15 protein-coding genes and 1 pseudogene are annotated in these 17,569 nt (G+C 66.5%); 13 read left to right on the forward strand and 3 right to left on the reverse strand.

The window, feature by feature from the left end:
• From AC3WLF_RS00005 to AC3WLF_RS00040, 8 genes and pseudogenes are all read left to right on the forward strand, one after another.
• On the forward strand, positions 1-1,001 hold a 1,001-nt coding region (locus tag AC3WLF_RS00005), incomplete at its 5' end, for a Y-family DNA polymerase (protein WP_492357615.1).
• On the forward strand, positions 998-4,408 hold the full coding sequence (locus AC3WLF_RS00010; RefSeq protein WP_492357616.1) for an error-prone DNA polymerase: 3,411 nt from the start codon (positions 998-1,000) through the stop codon (positions 4,406-4,408). The genes AC3WLF_RS00005 and AC3WLF_RS00010, both read left to right, overlap by 4 nt.
• A gap of 286 nt (positions 4,409-4,694) precedes the next feature.
• Positions 4,695-5,648 (forward strand): 5'/3'-nucleotidase SurE, encoded by a 954-nt coding sequence (locus AC3WLF_RS00015; RefSeq protein WP_492318598.1) that lies wholly within the window; start codon positions 4,695-4,697, stop codon positions 5,646-5,648.
• An 11-nt stretch (positions 5,649-5,659) separates the two neighbouring features.
• Positions 5,660-6,313 carry a hypothetical protein gene (locus tag AC3WLF_RS00020; RefSeq protein ID WP_492357617.1) on the forward strand — a complete coding sequence of 218 codons (654 nt, stop codon included), beginning with the start codon at positions 5,660-5,662 and terminating at the stop codon, positions 6,311-6,313.
• A 352-nt stretch (positions 6,314-6,665) separates the two neighbouring features.
• Positions 6,666-7,685, forward strand: a complete 1,020-nt coding sequence (locus AC3WLF_RS00025) for a tripartite tricarboxylate transporter substrate binding protein (RefSeq protein WP_492318596.1) — start codon at positions 6,666-6,668, stop codon at positions 7,683-7,685.
• Between the two features lie 22 nt (positions 7,686-7,707).
• Positions 7,708-8,088, forward strand: a pseudogene (locus AC3WLF_RS00030) (3-oxoacid CoA-transferase subunit A); the annotation flags it as partial.
• 16 nt (positions 8,089-8,104) lie between these two features.
• Positions 8,105-8,479: a CoA-transferase gene (locus AC3WLF_RS00035; protein WP_492357806.1), complete on the forward strand. Its 375-nt coding sequence runs from the start codon at positions 8,105-8,107 to the stop codon at positions 8,477-8,479.
• Positions 8,479-8,631, forward strand: coding sequence for a hypothetical protein (locus tag AC3WLF_RS00040; RefSeq protein ID WP_492353341.1), 153 nt, complete (start codon positions 8,479-8,481; stop codon positions 8,629-8,631). The genes AC3WLF_RS00035 and AC3WLF_RS00040 overlap by 1 nt, the downstream gene beginning before the upstream one ends.
• Positions 8,632-8,972: 341 nt before the next feature.
• On the opposite strand, the gene AC3WLF_RS00045 is transcribed toward AC3WLF_RS00040, so the two are convergent.
• Entirely contained in the window at positions 8,973-9,203 is a 231-nt protein-coding gene (locus AC3WLF_RS00045) for a hypothetical protein (protein WP_492353340.1), read from the reverse strand.
• A 7-nt stretch (positions 9,204-9,210) separates the two neighbouring features.
• On the opposite strand from AC3WLF_RS00045, the gene AC3WLF_RS00050 reads away from it, so the two are divergent.
• The 3 genes from AC3WLF_RS00050 to AC3WLF_RS00060 all read left to right on the forward strand — a co-directional run bounded on the left by AC3WLF_RS00050 (position 9,211) and on the right by AC3WLF_RS00060 (position 12,663).
• The gene (locus AC3WLF_RS00050; protein ID WP_492357618.1) at positions 9,211-10,023 is read left to right on the forward strand and encodes a MurR/RpiR family transcriptional regulator; all 813 of its coding nucleotides are present in this window, start codon (positions 9,211-9,213) and stop codon (positions 10,021-10,023) included.
• A 224-nt stretch (positions 10,024-10,247) separates the two neighbouring features.
• Positions 10,248-10,433, forward strand: coding sequence for a hypothetical protein (locus tag AC3WLF_RS00055; protein ID WP_492318591.1), 186 nt, complete (start codon positions 10,248-10,250; stop codon positions 10,431-10,433).
• 49 nt (positions 10,434-10,482) lie between these two features.
• Positions 10,483-12,663: a phosphocholine-specific phospholipase C gene (locus AC3WLF_RS00060; protein ID WP_492357619.1), complete on the forward strand. Its 2,181-nt coding sequence runs from the start codon at positions 10,483-10,485 to the stop codon at positions 12,661-12,663.
• A 209-nt stretch (positions 12,664-12,872) separates the two neighbouring features.
• Here the strand turns inward: AC3WLF_RS00060 and AC3WLF_RS00065 are convergent, their stop codons facing one another.
• A complete protein-coding gene (locus AC3WLF_RS00065; protein ID WP_412459387.1) occupies positions 12,873-13,058 on the reverse strand; it encodes a DUF1484 family protein in 186 nt (61 codons plus the stop codon).
• Between the two features lie 858 nt (positions 13,059-13,916).
• Between AC3WLF_RS00065 and AC3WLF_RS00070 the strand changes: the two genes are divergently transcribed.
• Positions 13,917-15,800, forward strand: a complete 1,884-nt coding sequence (locus AC3WLF_RS00070; RefSeq protein WP_492318589.1) for a feruloyl-CoA synthase — start codon at positions 13,917-13,919, stop codon at positions 15,798-15,800.
• A 152-nt stretch (positions 15,801-15,952) separates the two neighbouring features.
• The gene (locus tag AC3WLF_RS00075) at positions 15,953-16,906 is read left to right on the forward strand and encodes an enoyl-CoA hydratase/isomerase family protein (RefSeq protein ID WP_492318588.1); all 954 of its coding nucleotides are present in this window, start codon (positions 15,953-15,955) and stop codon (positions 16,904-16,906) included.
• Between the two features lie 33 nt (positions 16,907-16,939).
• Here the strand turns inward: AC3WLF_RS00075 and AC3WLF_RS00080 are convergent, their stop codons facing one another.
• A complete protein-coding gene (locus AC3WLF_RS00080; RefSeq protein ID WP_492318587.1) occupies positions 16,940-17,563 on the reverse strand; it encodes an NADPH-dependent F420 reductase in 624 nt (207 codons plus the stop codon).
• Positions 17,564-17,569: the final 6 nt, after the last annotated feature.

The following is a 17,569-nucleotide window of genomic DNA, read 5'->3' on the forward strand; positions in this document are numbered from 1 at the left end:
GGCTGCTGGACCGCCTGCCGGTGGAGGCGCTGCACACGCTGGCCGATCCGGCCTGGCTGGACGGCATCGGCTGCCGCACCCTGGGCGAGGTGCGGCGCCTGCCGCGCGCGGGCCTGACGCGCCGGCTGGGCCCGGCGCTGCTGGCGCGGCTGGACCAGGCCTATGGCGAGGCGCCGGCGCGCTTCGTCTGGTTTGTGGCGCCGCCCGCGTTTGCGCAGCGCATGGACCTGCCGGGCCGCATCGAATCCGCCGAGGGCGTGCTGGCCGGCGCGCAGCGCCTGCTGCTGGCGCTGGCCGGCTGGCTGGCAGTGCAGCAGGCCGGCGTCACGCGCTGCGTGCTGGTGCTGGAGCATGAGCGCTACCGGCGCGGCGTGGACACCGACGGCACCGAGGTGCCGGTGGGCCTGGCCCAGCCCAGCCGCGATCCCGCGCACCTGTCGCGGCTGCTGCGCGAGAAGCTCGACAAGCTCAACTTCCACGCCCCCGTGACCGGCCTGGCGCTGCGCGTTGAGGCGATGGCCGCATGCGTGCCGCAAAGCGATGCGCTGTTCCCCGAGCCCGGCGGCACGCCGGAAGACCTGGGCCGCCTGCTCGATACGCTGATGGCGCGGCTGGGCCGCGACAACGTGCTGCAGCCGCGGCCGCTGGCCGACCACCGGCCCGAGCGCGCCAACCGCTGGTGCCCGGTCGACGAACCCGGCGGCAACAAGGCCGCCAGCCTGCCGGGCCCGCAGCCGGAGCGCCCGCTGTGGCTGCTGCCGCAACCGCTGCCGCTGCCGGTGCAGCGCCACCGGCCCTGCCACGGCGGCCCGCTGGCGCTGCTGAGCCGCCCTGAGCGCATCGAGGCCGGCTGGTGGGACGGCGCGCTAGCCACGCGCGACTACTTTATCGCCGAGCGCGCCGACGGCCTGCGCTGCTGGATCTTTCGCGAACGTCCGGGCCATGCGGCGCAGGACGAGGGCGGCGAGTACCGCTGGTTCCTGCATGGGTTGTTCGCATGAGCGCGCTGTCCTTGCCTGCCTCGCTGCCGGGTTTGCTGCCGGCGCTGCCGGATTACGTGGAGCTGCACTGCATCTCCAACTTCACCTTCCTGACCGGCGCCTCGCACCCGGGCGAGCTGATCGAGCGCGCCTTCGGCCTGGGCTACAGCGGGCTGGCGCTGACCGATGAATGCTCGGTGGCCGGCACCGCGCGCGCGCACGATGCCATCGAGACCCTGCGCAAGCGCCTGCACGACGCGGTGGCGCGCAGCGCCGCACGCGGCGAAGAGAGCGTGGATGAGCCGCTGCTGGACCATGACGAAGAGCCTGACGCCGGCGCTGACGATCCCCATGCCCACGCCAGCCGCCACCAGCGGCTGCAGGCGCTGGCCCGCGCCGCCGATGCCTTCTCGCTGCTGATCGGCAGCCGCTTCAGCCTGACCCCGGCCGATGGCTCGGAGCGCGCGCCGCTGCGGCTGGTGCTGATCGCCCAGCACCGCGAGGGCTTTGGCAACCTGAGCGAGCTGATCACGCTGGGCCGGCGGCGCGCGCAGAAGGGCACCTACCGGCTGCATCCCGAGGACCTGGCCGCGCCCGCCGCCGACGAAGCGCACCTGCGCGGCATGCCCGGCTGCGTGGCGCTGCTGCTGCCCGACTATTGCGCCGATCCTGAACTGCTGCGCGAGCAGGCCGAGTGGTGCCGCGCGGTCTTCGGCGAACGTGCCTGGATTGCGCTGGAGCAGCTGCAGGGCCATGCCGACGCGCTGCACCGCGCGCGCCTGGAAGCGGTATCGGCCCAGACCGGCGTGCCGCTGGCGGCGGCCGGCGCGGTCACCATGCACGTGCGTTCGCGCAAGCCGCTGTCCGATGTGCTGGCCGCGATCCGGCTGGGCCAGCCGCTGGCCGAATGCGGCATGGCGCTGGCGCCCAATGCCGAGCAGCACCTGCGCATGCGCCAGGTGCTGTCGCGCCTGTACCCGCGCGAGGCGCTGGCGCAGACGCTGAAGATCGCAGAGTTGTGCGATTTCTCGCTGGGGATGCTGCGCTATGAATATCCCGAGGAACTGGTGCCGGCCGGCGAGACGCCGATCTCCTACCTGCGCAAGGAGGTCACGCGCGGCAAGCATGAGCGCTTTCCCAACGGCCTGAAGCCGGAGTGGGAGAAACAGCTCGAAGAAGAACTGCAGCTGATCGAAGAAAAACATTACGAACCCTTCTTCCTGACCGTGCACGACATCGTGCGCTTTGCGCGCGGGGAGGGCATCCTGTGCCAGGGCCGCGGCTCGGCCGCCAATTCACTGGTGTGCTTCTGCCTGTATGTGACCGAGGTCAGCCCCGAGCAGGCCAACCTGCTGTTCGGCCGCTTCCTGTCGCGCGAGCGCGATGAGCCGCCCGATATCGACGTGGACTTCGAGCACCAGCGGCGCGAAGAGGTGATCCAGTACATCTACAGGAAATACGGCCGCCACCGCGCCGCGCTGGCGGCGTCGCTGATCACCTACCGCTCGCGCAGCGCATTGCGCGACGTGGGCCGCGCGCTGGGCATCGACGCCAGCGTGGTGGAGCAGGTGGTCAAGGGCCAGGCCTGGTGGGACGGCGGCCGCGGCTTTGTCGAGAAGATCGCCCGCTACGGGCTCGATCCCGAATCGCCGGCGGTGCAGCAGTGGGCCAGCCTGACCGCGCAGCTGCGCGGCTTTCCGCGCCACCTGTCGCAGCATGTGGGCGGTTTCGTGATCGCGCAGCACAAGCTGTCGCGGCTGGTGCCGATCGAGAACGCGGCCATGGCCGACCGCAGCGTGATCCAGTGGGACAAGGACGACCTGGAGTCGCTGGGCCTGCTCAAGGTCGATGTGCTGGCGCTGGGCATGCTGTCGGCGATCCGGCGCGCGCTGGAGATGATCCCCAACCCGGACCTGGCGCGCGCTGCATTGCCGACGCGGATGGAAGACATCCCCAAAGAAGACCCGGACACCTATGACATGATCTGCAAGGCCGAGACCATCGGCGTATTCCAGATCGAATCGCGCGCGCAGCAATCGATGCTGCCGCGGCTGCAGCCGCGCCAGTACTACGACCTGGTGGTGGAGGTCGCCATCGTGCGGCCCGGCCCGATCCAGGGCGGCATGGTGCATCCCTACCTGAAACGGCGCGAGGCCTTCCGCCGCACGCAGCAGCCGCCGGCCTATTTCAACAAGGTGATCGAGAATGTGCTGGGCCGCACGCTGGGTGTGCCCATCTTCCAGGAGCAGGTGATGCAGCTGGCCATCGACGCGGCTGGCTTTTCACCGGGGCAGGCCGACCAGCTGCGCCGGTCGATGGCGGCGTGGCGGCGGCGCGGCGACCTGCGCCAGCACCAGGATGCGCTGGTGCGCGCGCTGACCGGCAACGGCTACCCGGAATCCTTCGCGCTGGCGATCTGCAAGCAGATCGAGGGGTTTGGCGAGTATGGCTTCCCCGAGAGCCACGCCGCCAGCTTCGCCAAGCTGGTCTATATCAGCGCCTGGCTCAAGTGCCATCATCCGGCCGCCTTCCTGTGCGCGCTGCTGAACAGCCAGCCGATGGGGTTCTATTCACCGTCGCAACTGGTGCAGGACGCCAGCCGCAATGGCGTGCAGGTGCTGCCGGTGGATGTCACCATCAGCCGCTGGGACAGCACGCTGGAGCCGGTGGAGGCCGATGTCGCCGACGCGCAGGCCCGCACCAGGCCGCAGCATCCGCGCGTGCGCCTGGGCCTGGGCCGCGTCAAGGGCATGCGCGAAGCGGCCGCGCTGCGCATCGAGGCCGCGCGCGCCCAGCGTCCGTTCGACAGCGTCGAAGACCTGGCACTGCGCGCCAGCCTGGACCGGCACGACATCGACGTGCTGGCCGCCGCCGACGCACTGGCGCCGCTGGCCGGCAACCGCCGCCAGGCCCGCTGGCAGGCCCGCGCCGCCGCCGCGCATGCCGCGCACCGCGACCTGCTGTACGAAGCGCCGCCCGCCGAAGCCGCGCTGGCGCTGCCCGCGCCCCGGCTCGGCGAAGACGTGACGGCGGACTATGCCAGCCTGGGCCTGTCGCTCAAGTCGCACCCGCTGGCGCTGCTGCGGCACAAGCTGGCGGCGATGCGCTTTGCCACCGCCAGCCAGCTCGCGCGCTGCGCCAACGGCCGCCGCGTGCGCGCCTGCGGCATCGTCACCGTGCGCCAGCGCCCATCCACCGCCAGCGGCACCATCTTCGCCACCATCGAGGACGAGACCGGCTCCGTCAACCTGATCCTGTGGCCCGACCTGGTCGAGCGCCAGCGCAAGGAGGTGCTGGGCGCCACGCTGCTGGGCGTGGTCGGCACCTGGCAGCGCCAGGGCGACGTGCGCCACCTGGTGGCCAAGGAGCTGGTGGATTTAAGTCCGATGCTGGGGCGGTTGATGGTGGGGAGCCGGGATTTTCATTGAGACGCACGGCCAGAAGCCAGGTCATGCCTGTGCGTAGAGCGGTTTACTTGCACGCCTGATTCATCGCCAGGCACCGCTTTGTTGTTCACGCAACTGTAACGAAGCGCAGGTAACGTAGCGTCCGTCCACTACCGGACACCACAGGGCGCTGCGCCCGGCCCGCGCCCCCCACACCTGGCGCTGCCGGCGCGTGCGCCAGCCAGCCTGATCGGGCTGCCCGGAATTGCCTTGTCTGCACCGTGGGCGCGCTTTGCCCGCACTCCTGAACCGCCTCGACACCACCGCCATGAAAACCCGACTGATCGCCGCGGCCTTGCTGGCCGCCACGGCGAGCCCTGCCTTCGCCCTGAACATCCTGCTGACCAACGACGATGGCCTGACCAGCAACCTGAAGGCGCTGTACGACGCCCTCAAGGGCGCCGGCCACAACGTCATCGTCAGCGTGCCCTGCACCGGCCAGAGTGGCCGCGGCGCCGGCATCGTGATGTACAGCACCACGGTCATCGTGCCCGACAACGACAAGACCCAGGTCGAGGCCGAAGGCGGCTGCCACAACGGCGCGGCGGCCACCGGCGAGCCGGCGGTGGGGCCTTTCACCAAGCCGGGCTATGCCAACGGCGATTACCACTACGCTCACGGCACGCCGGTGATGGCGACCATGTACGGGCTCGACGTGCTGGCCCCCGCGCGCTGGGGCAAGGCGCCGGACCTGGTGCTGTCCGGGCCCAACGAAGGGCAGAACGTGGGCCGCATCGTCAACAGCTCGGGCACCGTCAGCAACGCGCAGTTCGGCGCGGCGCGCGGCATTCCGTCGATCGCGCTGAGCGCCGGCACCGACTCGGTCGACAACGCCGGCCTGGCGAGCCCGGTGTCGGGCGTGGTGGCGCAACTGACCATCAAGCTCATCAACACGCTGCGTGCCAAGACCAACGGTGGTCCGCTGCTGCCGGCGGGGCTGGCGCTGAATGTCAACTTCCCGAACGCGCCGACGGCCGCCACGCCGTTCGCGTTCTCGCGGCATGGCACCTTCGACGCCTATGCGCTGAAGTTCAACGGCACCGCGCCGTACGGGCTCGGCATCGGCGCCGGCAGCGGCACGCCGACCACCGCGCAGGCCGAGGACGAGTCTGTCGTCTACAAGACCAGGACGGCCGTCACCGCCATGCAGATCGGCTTCGACCAGCGCCCCGCCGGCCAGCAATGGCTGCGCCTGCGCCTGGGTGAACTGTTCGGCCAGTGAGGCAGGTCCCGATGAAACGCCTCATTTCCCTGTTCCCCCTGGCAGCCGTGCTGGGGCTCGCCGGTTGCGGCGGCAACGACGCGTCCGACAACACCACGCCGCCCGCCACCGCGAGCGTGTCCGTCACGGACCTCGATCCGGGCGCCTACGTTGTCAGCGTGGGCGACGCCGACAACCCGACCGTCGGCAAGTACTACGCCGGCACGGACGGCAGCCGCTACCTGGCCCTGGCCGATGCCGAAGACAAGGCCACCACCATCTACCGCCGCGACAAGAACGGCAGCTGGGTCGCCGCACCGGGCGCGGACGCCGCGGCCAGCGTCAAGCTGCTGAGCCAGGCTGCCGTGCCCTCGGCGAAGGTAGAGCCCGGCAACGTGGCTGGCGCTTACACCGCGGTGCTGCCCTCGGGTGCCAGCGCAAGCTTCACCGTCACGGCAGAAGGCAAGATCGCGCCCGGCGCGTCTGCATGCCAGCTATCGGGAACGCTCGCCACGCATGTCATGCCGAATTCGCTGAGCCTCAAGCTGTCCACGTCGGCCTGCGGCACGCTGCCGGCCAGCGCCACCGGCGTGCTGGCCATCGACACCGACTATCAGCCCGCCGCGTTCCGCCTGATGGCGGACGACGGTGGCCGCGTGGTCGACTTGTGGGCGTATCGCGACTGAGCGGCGCAGCCTGGCGCGTGAAACAGGGACGACACGATGCTTGTGAAGCGCATTGCCGCCTGCAATCGGGTGCGCATGCGCTCGCCTGGAAAAATCCGTGAGCTGCTGCGGAAACCGCGGTATTGATGCCGGAAACCGGCGTCAAAACTCGGAGAAAAGTTAATGCACAGCCCGGATTTTTCTCGAAAAGGTCGATAGCCGCCGATAGCGGTGCCACAGCGTACGCATGGGTTCTGTCAGGCAGAAGCCTTCTTTTGCGAATTGTGAATTCACGTGCCCTGACGGGCGATTTATCGTCATTGACGCAGCGCTGGAACCACATCCCAGGAACATGGCGCGACCGTAAAAGGAGATGACGATGAAGCAGGCTTTCGATGGGCGGTGGCTGGCGCGCGCCAGGCTGGCACTAGCGGCGACCGGGATGGCGGGGGTGGTTGGCGTTGCCGTCGTGGTGGCCCCAGGCACAGCGCTGGCGGCATATCCCGACAAGCCGATCCGGCTGATCGTGCCGGCGGCCGCGGGTGGTACAACGGATATCGCGTCGCGCCTGGTCGGCAAGCGCATGGGCGAGTTGCTTGGCCAGCCGGTGGTGGTGGAAAACCGCGCCGGCGGAGGCGGCATCATTGGCGCCCAGGCGCTCAGGCAGTCTGCCGCCGATGGCTACACCCTGATGATGGGCAATATCGGGCCCAATGCCATCAACTACAGCCTGTACCGGCAACTGCCCTACCGCGCCGAGGACTTTGCGCCAATTACCATGGTGGTGTCGGTACCCAATGTCCTGGTCGTCAATGCCAGCGTGCCGGCCCGAACCGTGGCCGAACTGGTCGCGCTGGCCAAGGCGCAGCCCGGCAAGTATTCCTTTGCCTCCTCGGGCACCGGCCAGTCGGTCCACCTTTCCGGCGAGCTGTTCCGCAAGCGCACTGGCACTGACCTCATCCACGTTCCTTACAAGGGTGCGGCACCGGCCGTGGCCGACCTGGTCGCGGGACAGGTCACCATGATGGTGGACAATCTCCCCAGCTCGCTGCCGCATATCCGGTCGGGCAAGCTGCGCGCGCTGGCGGTGACCAGCGCCAGCCGGGTGCCCGAGCTGCCTGATGTGCCTACCATGAAGGAAGCTGGCGTGAACGACTTCCAGGTGACGGCATGGTTCGGCCTGGTGGCGCCGGCCGGCACGCCACGGGAGGTGATTGACCGGCTGCAGAAGACCGTCGCCGGCATCCTGGACGAGCCCGACATCAAGGCAAGGCTGGCGGAGCTAGGGGGTATCCCAGGCGGCGATACGCCCGCTCACTTCGGCACCTTCATCAACAGCGAGCGCGAGCGCTGGGCGCGCGTGGTCAAGGACACCGGCATTCCGCAGCAATGAACCAAGACCGGCCGGCCGGGGCATGCGCGCCGCCGGCGCCGGACTGGGGCCGTTCTTTACGCCGACCGCGTATGGCACGGCCCTGGCTGAGGGCAAGGAAACGCGCGAGATCGATGGCAGGGGTTATGTGCTGGAGCAACCCTTGCGCGGCGATTTCGCGCTGGTCAAGGCGCATCGGGCGGATCGCTGGGGCAACCTCGACTACCGCTATGCGGGCCGCAACTTCGGGCCGGTGATGTGCACTGCAGCCCGACACACCATCGTCCAGGTCGATGAGATCGTGCCGCTGGGCACGCTGGCGCCAGAGCAGGTGATGACGCCAGGCATCTTCGATAATGCCAGCAAGGAGCCGGTCGCGTTGCTGGCGGGCGCTTCCATCTCCGACCATGCAATGTCCTTCGCGATGATGCGCGGCGGGCATCTCGACATCACCGTGCTGGGCGGCTTCCAGGTCTCCGCCACGGGCGACCTGGGCCAACTGGTCGACCGGCGGGCCCGACGCGATTCCCGCCGTGGGTGGCGCCATGGACCTGGTGGCGGGAGCGGCCAGGCTGTTCGTGATGATGGAGCATGTCACCCGCGACGGCCAACCCAAGCTCGTGGAGCGCTGCAGCTATCCCGTTACCGGCCTTGGCGTGGTGGACCGCATCTACACGGACCTGGCGGTGATCGAGGTGCAGCCTGGCGGCGGGCTGCTGGTCACCGGCCTGGCCGAAGGCGTGTCATTCGAAACGGCGGCGGCACTGAGCGCGGCGCCGCTCATGCTGAAGCCGCAATGCCGGGTGTTGCGCTAGTGTCATACGCATGGATCCGGACGACCTGCGGCACGCTGCTTGCCTGCGTCACAGGGTTGCTGGCCATCGATGCCGACTACCAGCCTGCCGCGTTCCGCCTGATTGCGGACGATGGTGGCCGCATGGTCGACTTGCGGGCGTATCGCGACTGAGCGGCGCAGCCTGGCGCGCTAGTTCATCGCCAGGCTGCCCGCCCGCATTGACTGCCCGGAAGAGAGCTCGCGGATGGCCTGGTTCCGCGTCGCGGTAGTGGTGGTGATGGCAGCGCCCAGGCTGGCGATTTCCTGTTGCAGCACCGCAATGCGGACGTGCTTCCGGTTGGGGCGGCCTTCGAATGACCCATGAAGGGCTCAGGATTCAATCGGTCGATGCAATCCTCTGGAGGCCGGGCGCTCGCGACCAGTTCCGTGGCAGGGGCAACGGAAAACGGTATTGTCAACGCAAACAGTTATCATCGTGCCGTGCCTTGCCGGTTTCATCCGGAACACTGAATTCACCATACACTTTGCAGGTCGATTGATGCCGATTCCGTCTTGCCACCCGGGCTTCGCGCCGTATCGTCAGTCCCTGAGCGGGCGGGGCCCATGGTAAAGGGCCGCCGCGGCGCGGGCGCGGCGCCGGCCCGGAAATCGTCGTCGCAGGCGTCATCGGCCAGAACGGAGACCGCGCAGACCGCCGAGCCAGCGCCGCCGTCGCCCACCACGTCGGCGATGCTCGCGCGCATTCACAGCATGCGGGACTCGCTGGGGCCGGCCGGGCAGCGCATTGCCGATTTCGTGACCCGGTATCCGCAGACCGTGATCCATATGTCGGTCAGCGAAGTGGCCGAGCGCACCAATGCGAGCGAGGGCAGCGTGGTCGGCTTCTGCAAGAGCCTGGGCGCGACGGGCTTCCAGCAACTGAAGATCCTGCTGGCGCAGGAACTGGTGCAGGGGGTCCAGATCATCCACGAAGACCTCGAGCCCGGCGACACCTGCCCGGCGGTCATGCGCAAGATCTTCCAGAGCAACGTCCAGACGCTGTATGACACCAGCGCCGTGCTCGACGTGGCCGCGATCGAGCGCGCGGTCGCCATGCTCAGGGCGGCCGAACGCATCGAGATCTATGGCATCGGCAGCGCGGCGCCGATCGCCGAGGATGCGCAGTACCGCATGCTGCGCATCGGGCTCAACGTGAAGGCGGTGGTGGATTCGCATATCCAGGCCATCAGCGCATCGCTCGCGGGCCCCAGGGTTGCCACGCTGACCATCTCGCATTCGGGCAGCACGCACGAAACCGTGACGGCCACGCGGCTGGCGCGGGAGAGCGGTGCCAGCACCATCTGCATCACCAATTTCGGCAAGTCGCCGATCCAGGCCTTCGCCGACGTCGTGCTGTTCACGATGGCGCGCGAGACCCGCTTCCGGACCGAGGCGATGACCAGCCGCCTGGCGCAACTGGCGATCATCGATGTGCTGATCGCCTGCCTCGCGCTGACGGACTACGACCACTCCGTCGAAACGCTGCGGCGTACGTTCGACGTCCTGTCGCTCAAGCGATATTGAGCCCCAGCCGGCCCGCGCCGGCATCCTGACATTTTCCTGCTGCAGTTGTCGTCCAGCCTTGCTCCCGTCAGTGACGGGGGTGCCGTTCCACGGCCAGAAAATGAGGATAATTCAAATGTAAAAACAATTGTATTGAGCAATATTCATTTGGATGTCACATCGGCCCCCTACGCTTCGAGTCGCGTCAGTCCCTTCCCCCTGGCCCTCGAACATAAGGAGTCCTCATGAACAACCCATTGTGGTCTGGCCGCGCCGCGCTGCTCGCGGCGCTTTTGTCCCTGGCCCTCACCGCATGCGGTGGCGGCGAAGATAGCAGCAGCATCACTCCCCAGGCCGTCAAGACAACCATGCAGGCGGCAGCAGCCGAAGACGCGGCAGCGTCGAAGCAGGGCATGCACTGCGCACCCTGACACATCCGCGACCCTTCCCCCATCGTCCGCTCCTACCATTCCCCCGATCATGACCAAAATCGATCGACGCACCTTCCTCTCCGGCGCCGTCAAAAGCGCTGCCGCTGCTTCGGTTCTGTCGATGCTGCCGCCCAGCATCGCCCGCGCACTCGCCGTTCCGGCTGCGGTCAATACCGGCACGATCCAGGACGTGCAGCACGTAGTGATCCTGATGCAGGAAAACCGCGCGCTGGACCATTACTTCGGCGCCATGCGCGGCGTGCGCGGCTTTGGCGACCGCTTCCCGGTGCCGGTGCCGTCAGGCAAGCCGGTGTGGTTCGAGTCGAACGGCACGCGCGAGATCACGCCGTTCCATCTCGACAGCGCGACCGTCAACGCGCTGCGCGTCTCCGGCACGCCGCACAGCTTCATGGATGCGCAGAATGCGTGGAACCAGGGCCGTTTCGGCTTCTGGGCCAAGTACAAGAACGACCATTCGATGGGCTACTACCGTCGTGAAGACATTCCGTTCCAGTACGCGCTGGCCGAGGCCTTCACGCTTTGCGACGCCTACCACTGCAGCCACGCCGGCGGCACCGACCCGAACCGCATCACCTTCATGTCGGGCTCCAACTACAACCCCGCGATGCGCGAGGCGGGGCGCAACTGCACGCTTGACGATGCGGAGGTCAACAACCTGCGCTGCAGCGTGAGCGGCAAGCTGCCCACGCCGGGCTACACCTACAAGGGTTCCGCCTTCCAGTGGTCCACGCTGCCGGAACTGCTGCAGGCAAAGGGCGTCAGCTGGCGCATCTACCAGAACCCCAATGCCAACTGGGGCGGCCTGCTGCATGGCGGGCTCGCCTTCAAGAGCTTCCGTGAAGCGCAGCCAGGCAATCCGCTCTACGACAACGGCATGAGCAGCTGGACCATCGAGCAGCTGGCCGCGCATGTGCGGGACGACACGCTGCCGGCCGTAAGCTGGATCCTGCCGACGCCGGCGCAGTCCGAACATCCGGGCGGCCCGTCGAGCGCAACCGAAGGCGCGGACTTCATCAACACGGTGCTGACGGCGCTGACCGCCAACCCGGAGGTCTGGAGCAAGACCGTGTTCTTCATCACCTTCGATGAGAATGACGGCTTCTTCGACCATATTCCGCCGGCCGCGGTGCCGTCCTACGACGCCAATGGCGTCCTGCACGGCAAGTCGACCGTCGACGTCACCGGCGAATACTTCGACACCGCCGGCAATACGGCGCTCGACGGCACCACCACCAGCGGCGAGACCATCCGCCTGCGCCCGTACGGGTTCGGCCCGCGCGTGCCGATGTATGTGATCTCGCCGTGGACGCGCGGCGGGTGGATCAACTCGCAGGTGTTCGACCACACCTCGATGGGGCGTTTCCTGGAACAGCGCTTCGGCATCACGGTGCCCGCGATCAGCCCGTGGCACCGCGCAGTGGCCGGCGACCTGACTTCCGTCTTCGATTTCAGGACGCCGAATGACCAGGTGTTCCCGACGCTGCCGGATACCAGCAACTACAAGCAGGTGATCGCCGAGCAGCTGGCGAAACCCAAGGCGGCGGCACCGGTCGTGCCGGCGTCGCTGTTCCAGGAGACTGGCACCAAGTATTCGCGCGCGCTGCCCTATGTCCTCCATGCGAGTGCGCTGGCCGAGCCCACCATCGGCAAGCTGAAGCTGATCTTCAGCAATACGGGGGAGCAGGGCGCGGTCTTCCATGTCTACGACCGGCTCCATCTGGACCAGATTCCGCGCCGCTACACGGTCGAGCCCGGCAAGATGCTGGACGATGAATGGGATGCGCGCACCACGGACAACGGGCGCTATGACCTGGCGGTCTACGGGCCTAACGGCTTCGTGCGCATGTTCAAGGGCCAGCTGCCCGCGGACGCCATGGCCGATGCCCCTGAGGTCCGCGTCTGCTACGACCTGGACAAGGGCAGTGTCTACCTGTCTGCGCGCAACGACGGCAAGGGCGCGGTCAACGGTGGCGGCAAGCCGCTGACGCTGGTGGTGACGCCCAACGCTTATCGTAGCGACGGTCCGTGGCAACTCCATATCACGGCCGGCGCCGAGGTGGAGCACCACTGGCCGCTGCAGGAGAGCGGCAACTGGTACGACTTCACGGTCACGGAAGCCGAAAGCGGATTCGAACGGCGCTTCGCAGGTCGCCTGGAGACTGGCCAGCATGGCGTGACGGACCCGGCGATGGCAACCGGGCTGGGCTAGCGTCCGGTCGCCGCGGTCTGGCCGGAATGCGTGCCGGACCGCAGCTTTGCGAGGTGATGGCATATCGCCTCGAAGCTCCGGATCTCGATGCGGATCAGCGGCTTGCACCGCTCGACCATCGGGAAGATGCAAACGGCGCGAGACCAACTGGCTCACGCCGTTTGCTTTTCAGCGCTGCTCATCCGTTGCGCGGTCAGCAGCGCTCTTCGTCAGACCAGCGCCTGCAGGCGGTTGGCGCTCTCGTCCAGTTGCTGCTTGAGCGGCAAGAGCAGGGCGTGGAGGCCGATGCCCTGGGGGATGGTGTCGCTCTGCAGGTCCAGCAAGGTCAGGAAGGACTGAAGACCGACGCTGACACGCAGGATGTCGTCGGTGACTTCAAGGATGTGGTCCTCCAGGGGGACGGCCTTGCTGGGCGGGGGTGGGGCGGCTTTGCGTGGCGACGAGCCTGGGCGCGGTCGATTTTGGCCAGGTTCTCGGCTAGTTGGGCTTGCTTTTGGGCGAGGGTGGGCTCTTGGGGAGCCGGGGTGTTGCTTTGCATGATTACCTCCAAGTGAGTGATGGAGGCTCGCAGTCCGCTGCTAACCGGGGGGGCGAGCACAGGGCCGGGTTAGTCAGTATGACTCCCCTGGAGCAAGGAGGGCTGGCCCGCCGCGAGGAATCAAACGCTCGCACATGACCGGTCAACGAAGCTGGCCGATTGGAAACGAATTTTGACATACTGGCCAGGTATGCAGGTCAGAGGGCGACTGCAAGTTTGTCCGGAACGTTACCGAACCCGTGTTCCGGCGGAGGTCGCTTGTCGGCAATTTCCGGACCCTCGCCCAACGCTTCATGAGGACATTCAGAGGTCCGCTCTGCCCTGAAAGCCGACGGATGCAACCATCTCAGATCGGACCAGGCGACCGCGACGGCCGACAGACGCTGCAACGTCCTTTCACTGAAACACCGGTGCGGTGCAAAACTCAGTGCTCACGCTCGGCGGTCAGAAAATCGCTCACAGGACCTCCCACGCAGGACTGTGAAGCGGCAAATACGCGCCGCTTACACGCGGCGATACCGTCACACGCATGAGAGCCCGTTCGGAGCCTCGCTGGAAGCTTTCCCACTCCCACCTGACACGGGTGGTAGAGGCCGCCCCCGCTTCTGGCGTAGCGTAGCGTCATTCGATCGCCCAACCGATTTTCCCAATCGGCAAGCGACATCCGCCACGTGCGGCGCGGTTTAAGCTGCCGCAGATTGAGGAGACGCATTTCATGACTGGGCTTTCCGCAGTACGCCCCGACACATCCCCCAAGTACCGGCAGACGGTGTTTCCACAGCGCCGCACGCTTGTCGATTATCGCGACGACGGTACCATCGTATTGCGCTGCGCCAATCCGCCAGCCAACTCCGCCCAACAAGGACTTGGCGAGTACGCTGCACGTTGGGCCGCGCATCGCCCGGACGTCCGTGCGTTTGCAGAACGCGACAGTCAAGGCGACTGGCGGGCCATCACTTGGGCCGAACTCTGGCATCAAATCCTGGCCGTCGGCGCGGCGCTGTTGGACCTCGGACTCGATCGCGATCGACCTCTGCTTGTCCTATCGGGCAACTCGATCGAATTGGCGGTGTTGCTGCTGGCCGCCGAACATGTTGGCGTGCCGGTTGCACCGGTTTCGCCTGCCTACTCTCTGATGAGTCAGGATTTCACGCGCCTGCGTGACGTGGCGGAACTAGTACCACCAGCAGCGATCTTCGTGCAGGACGCAGCCCCATTTGCACGCGCGCTAACCACCATTGCAAAGCCCGGCGTCCCAGTGATCACGGTACACGGCGCAACGGATGGTCAATTTCAGTGGTCCGATTTCATCGCCGCTGAAGTCACCCCCGCGCGCCGGGCTGCCGTGGAGAATGCACACGCGGCAATCCAGGACCGTGACACGTGTCGCGTGCTCCTTACCTCGGGGTCCACCGGCGCGCCAAAGGGCGTGGCTCTGTCGCATGCCAATCTGCGCGCCGTCTCCGCGTACTACCTCGGCAACTTTCGAGCGTTGCTCGACCGCCCGTCCGCGTATCTCGACTGGCTGCCGTGGCACCACGGGTTGGGTGGTGTGCTCAACCTAACGCGCGCCGTCACAGTTGGCGGCAGCCACTACATCGACGATGGACGTCCCCTACCGGGCCAGTTCGATCGTACCGTGCGCAATATGCGTGATGTGGCGCCCACAGTTTTCACTGCTGTACCCACGGCCTGGGCCCTGTTGGTCGCGGAAGCCGAAAACGATCCCATGCTCGCGCGCAACCTGCTTTCAGAGGCGGTGAACTTCTCTTATGGCGGTGCCAGCCTGTCGAAGGATGTCTGGGACCGTATCCACGCGCTATCCGAGAAGACCATTGGCGAGCGCGTGGCCTTCTGCTCCGGACTAGCCTGCACCGAGTCAAGCGGCATCGGTCTCTTTTGCGGTTGGCCTACCGAGACTGCTGGCAACATAGGCGTTCCCGTACCGGGCGTCGAAGCCAAGCTGGTGCCGCTGCCTGGCGGCGACAGTCGCTATGAGATCCGCATCAAAGGGCCGTCATTGTTCACTGGCTATATCAATCGCCCCGACCTGACCGCCGCGGCATTCGACGAGGAAGGTTTCTTTCGAATGGGCGATGCGGTACGCCTGGTCGATCCTGGCGATCCCACTCGAGGCCTGAGCTTTGCTGGGCGCGCGGCAGAGGATTTCAAGCTGGCCAACGGCACATGGGTACGCACTGGTGCGATGCGGCTGGCCCTGGTCGAGCAATGTGCACCGCTACTCAACGATGCAGTGATCTGCGGCCACGACCGCGACTACCTCGCCGCCTTGGCCTGGCCCAATGTGGCCGCCTGCCGCCAACTCGCTCCGGAGTTGGCGGACCTCGATACCGATGCTCTGGCACACCATCCAATTGTCGTTGACGCCATCCGCGCGCGACTACGTGCGCAGTCTACCAGCGCCGCAAGCCTTTCAATTCGTCGCGTAATGCTGATGGCTGAGCCGCCCTCGCTGGACGCGAATGAGATCGCCGACAAAGGCTACGTCAACCAGGCAGCCACCCGTGCGCGCCGTGCGCATCTTGTTGAAGCGCTATTCGACCCGGAGCCAGCCGCGCATATTGCCCGCACGGAGTAATCGTAATGACCCCACAGATTCTGTGATATCGATTTCGGTGCCACTGCTCGAAGAGGCGCGATTTTTTGCGCACCCCACTTCACGCGGCCCGCTCTGCCACCATGCGGAGCATGCGCGCGGTATCTCTTACAGATCTGCAAGAAGGAGAGTTGATGGCGACAGAGACCATCCAATTTCGGGAGTCCGACCTATCGATTGTTGGTGGAGTCGCGGAATTCACGCACCGGCGACCAGAACATCGCAATGCACTGACCACGGAACTGGTGCTGGACTATGCCGACATGCTCGCCCGCGTCGAGTCCGATGAGGATGTCTTCGCACTTGTCATCACCGGCGCAGGAGGTTCATTCTGCGCGGGCGGCAATTTGAAAGCAGTGAAGGAGCGCCTCGGAACAGGCGACAACGTCGCCGCGTCCATGCGCCGAAACCTGACACGCGCTCATCAGACGCTTGCCCGTCTGCGCAGTCTCGACGTGCCAGTGATAGCGGCCGTGGGCGGCGCGGCATTCGGCACGGGTATGTCGCTGGCACTCTCCGCCGATTTCCTGATGGCGTCCACGCGCGCGCGCTTCTGCATGTCGTTCGGGAAACTCGGCTTAATACCGGACATGGGAGCGTTCCACACCTTGCCACGTCTGGTCGGCATGGTGAACGCGCGCGACCTTATGCTAACCGCTCGCGTGGTGGATGCCGAAGAAGGGAAGCAACTCGGCCTTCTACATTCGGTTCACGAACCGGATTCATTGACGAGCGATGCGCTGCACTTCGCGTCCCGCTTCAGGGGGGCGTCACGACGCGCACTGGGCACAACGAAACGTCTAACAGCGATACGTCGGGGGTCCGTGAAGGCGAGCCTTGATTGTTGTTGCCAAGGTGCTTCGAGTCTTAGCGATGGCCGCTTGAAACCCGGTAGCGGCCGTAGAGGTTCCACTAGTCTGAAGGGCCGTTCAGGGTCGGGAGCGGAAGTTCGACGCCGCGGCGGAGGTCGGCGACCGACGGACTTCCGAGTTCGGCCAGAAAGCGACGGCCGGGCTCTCAGACTGAATGGCCGAAGCTCTGCCACAGCGGACGCGTGCACTATATGGAGCTTGCCGGGCCGCCGTTAGAGTTCCTCTTTCGGTTGCTTCCAGTCCCGCCTTTCAAGTCGAGCGCATTGTCACCAAGTTAAGCGCCGCCAGTGGTCCTCCAGGAAATTGGTGCTGCCTTCCGCCCACATCGAGCGAACCGAGATCGATGCTGAAAAACCCAAGACGATCGATCAACGTGGCCACCTCGGCTTTGGCGTTCGCATCGTCACCCGATAAAAACAACACGCGGCGGCCACCTTCTGCTTGCGGATCGCCAGACACCAGCGCGGGTTGCAGGTGATTGAACGCCTTGACAACACGCGCGCCGGGCACGAGGTCTGCAAACACTGCGCTCGAAGAGCGGCCATGCAGGTCCGCGGGGCGAAACAGCGGGGCCTCAATTGGGTTGTTTGCGTCGACGACAATCCGCCCGCCAAATTCGGGCAGCCCGCTCAGTGCCAGTGGCAGCTGCGACCAGTTCACAGCCACCAGCACGATGTCCTGCGCTGCGGCTTCCTCGCGCGTGCCCGGGCGAATCGAAGGCCCGATTGCTTTCACGGCATCCCGAAGCGTTTCAGGCCCACGGCTGTTGGCCACCACCGCCTGGATGCCGTGGCGTGCCAGCGCCGTGGCGAACGCCATGCCTATCGCGCCCGCGCCGATGATGCCAATGGTCTTTCCGTAGCTTGCTTGCATGACGAA

This window comes from Cupriavidus sp. FW306-01-F10A (genome assembly GCF_058782785.1).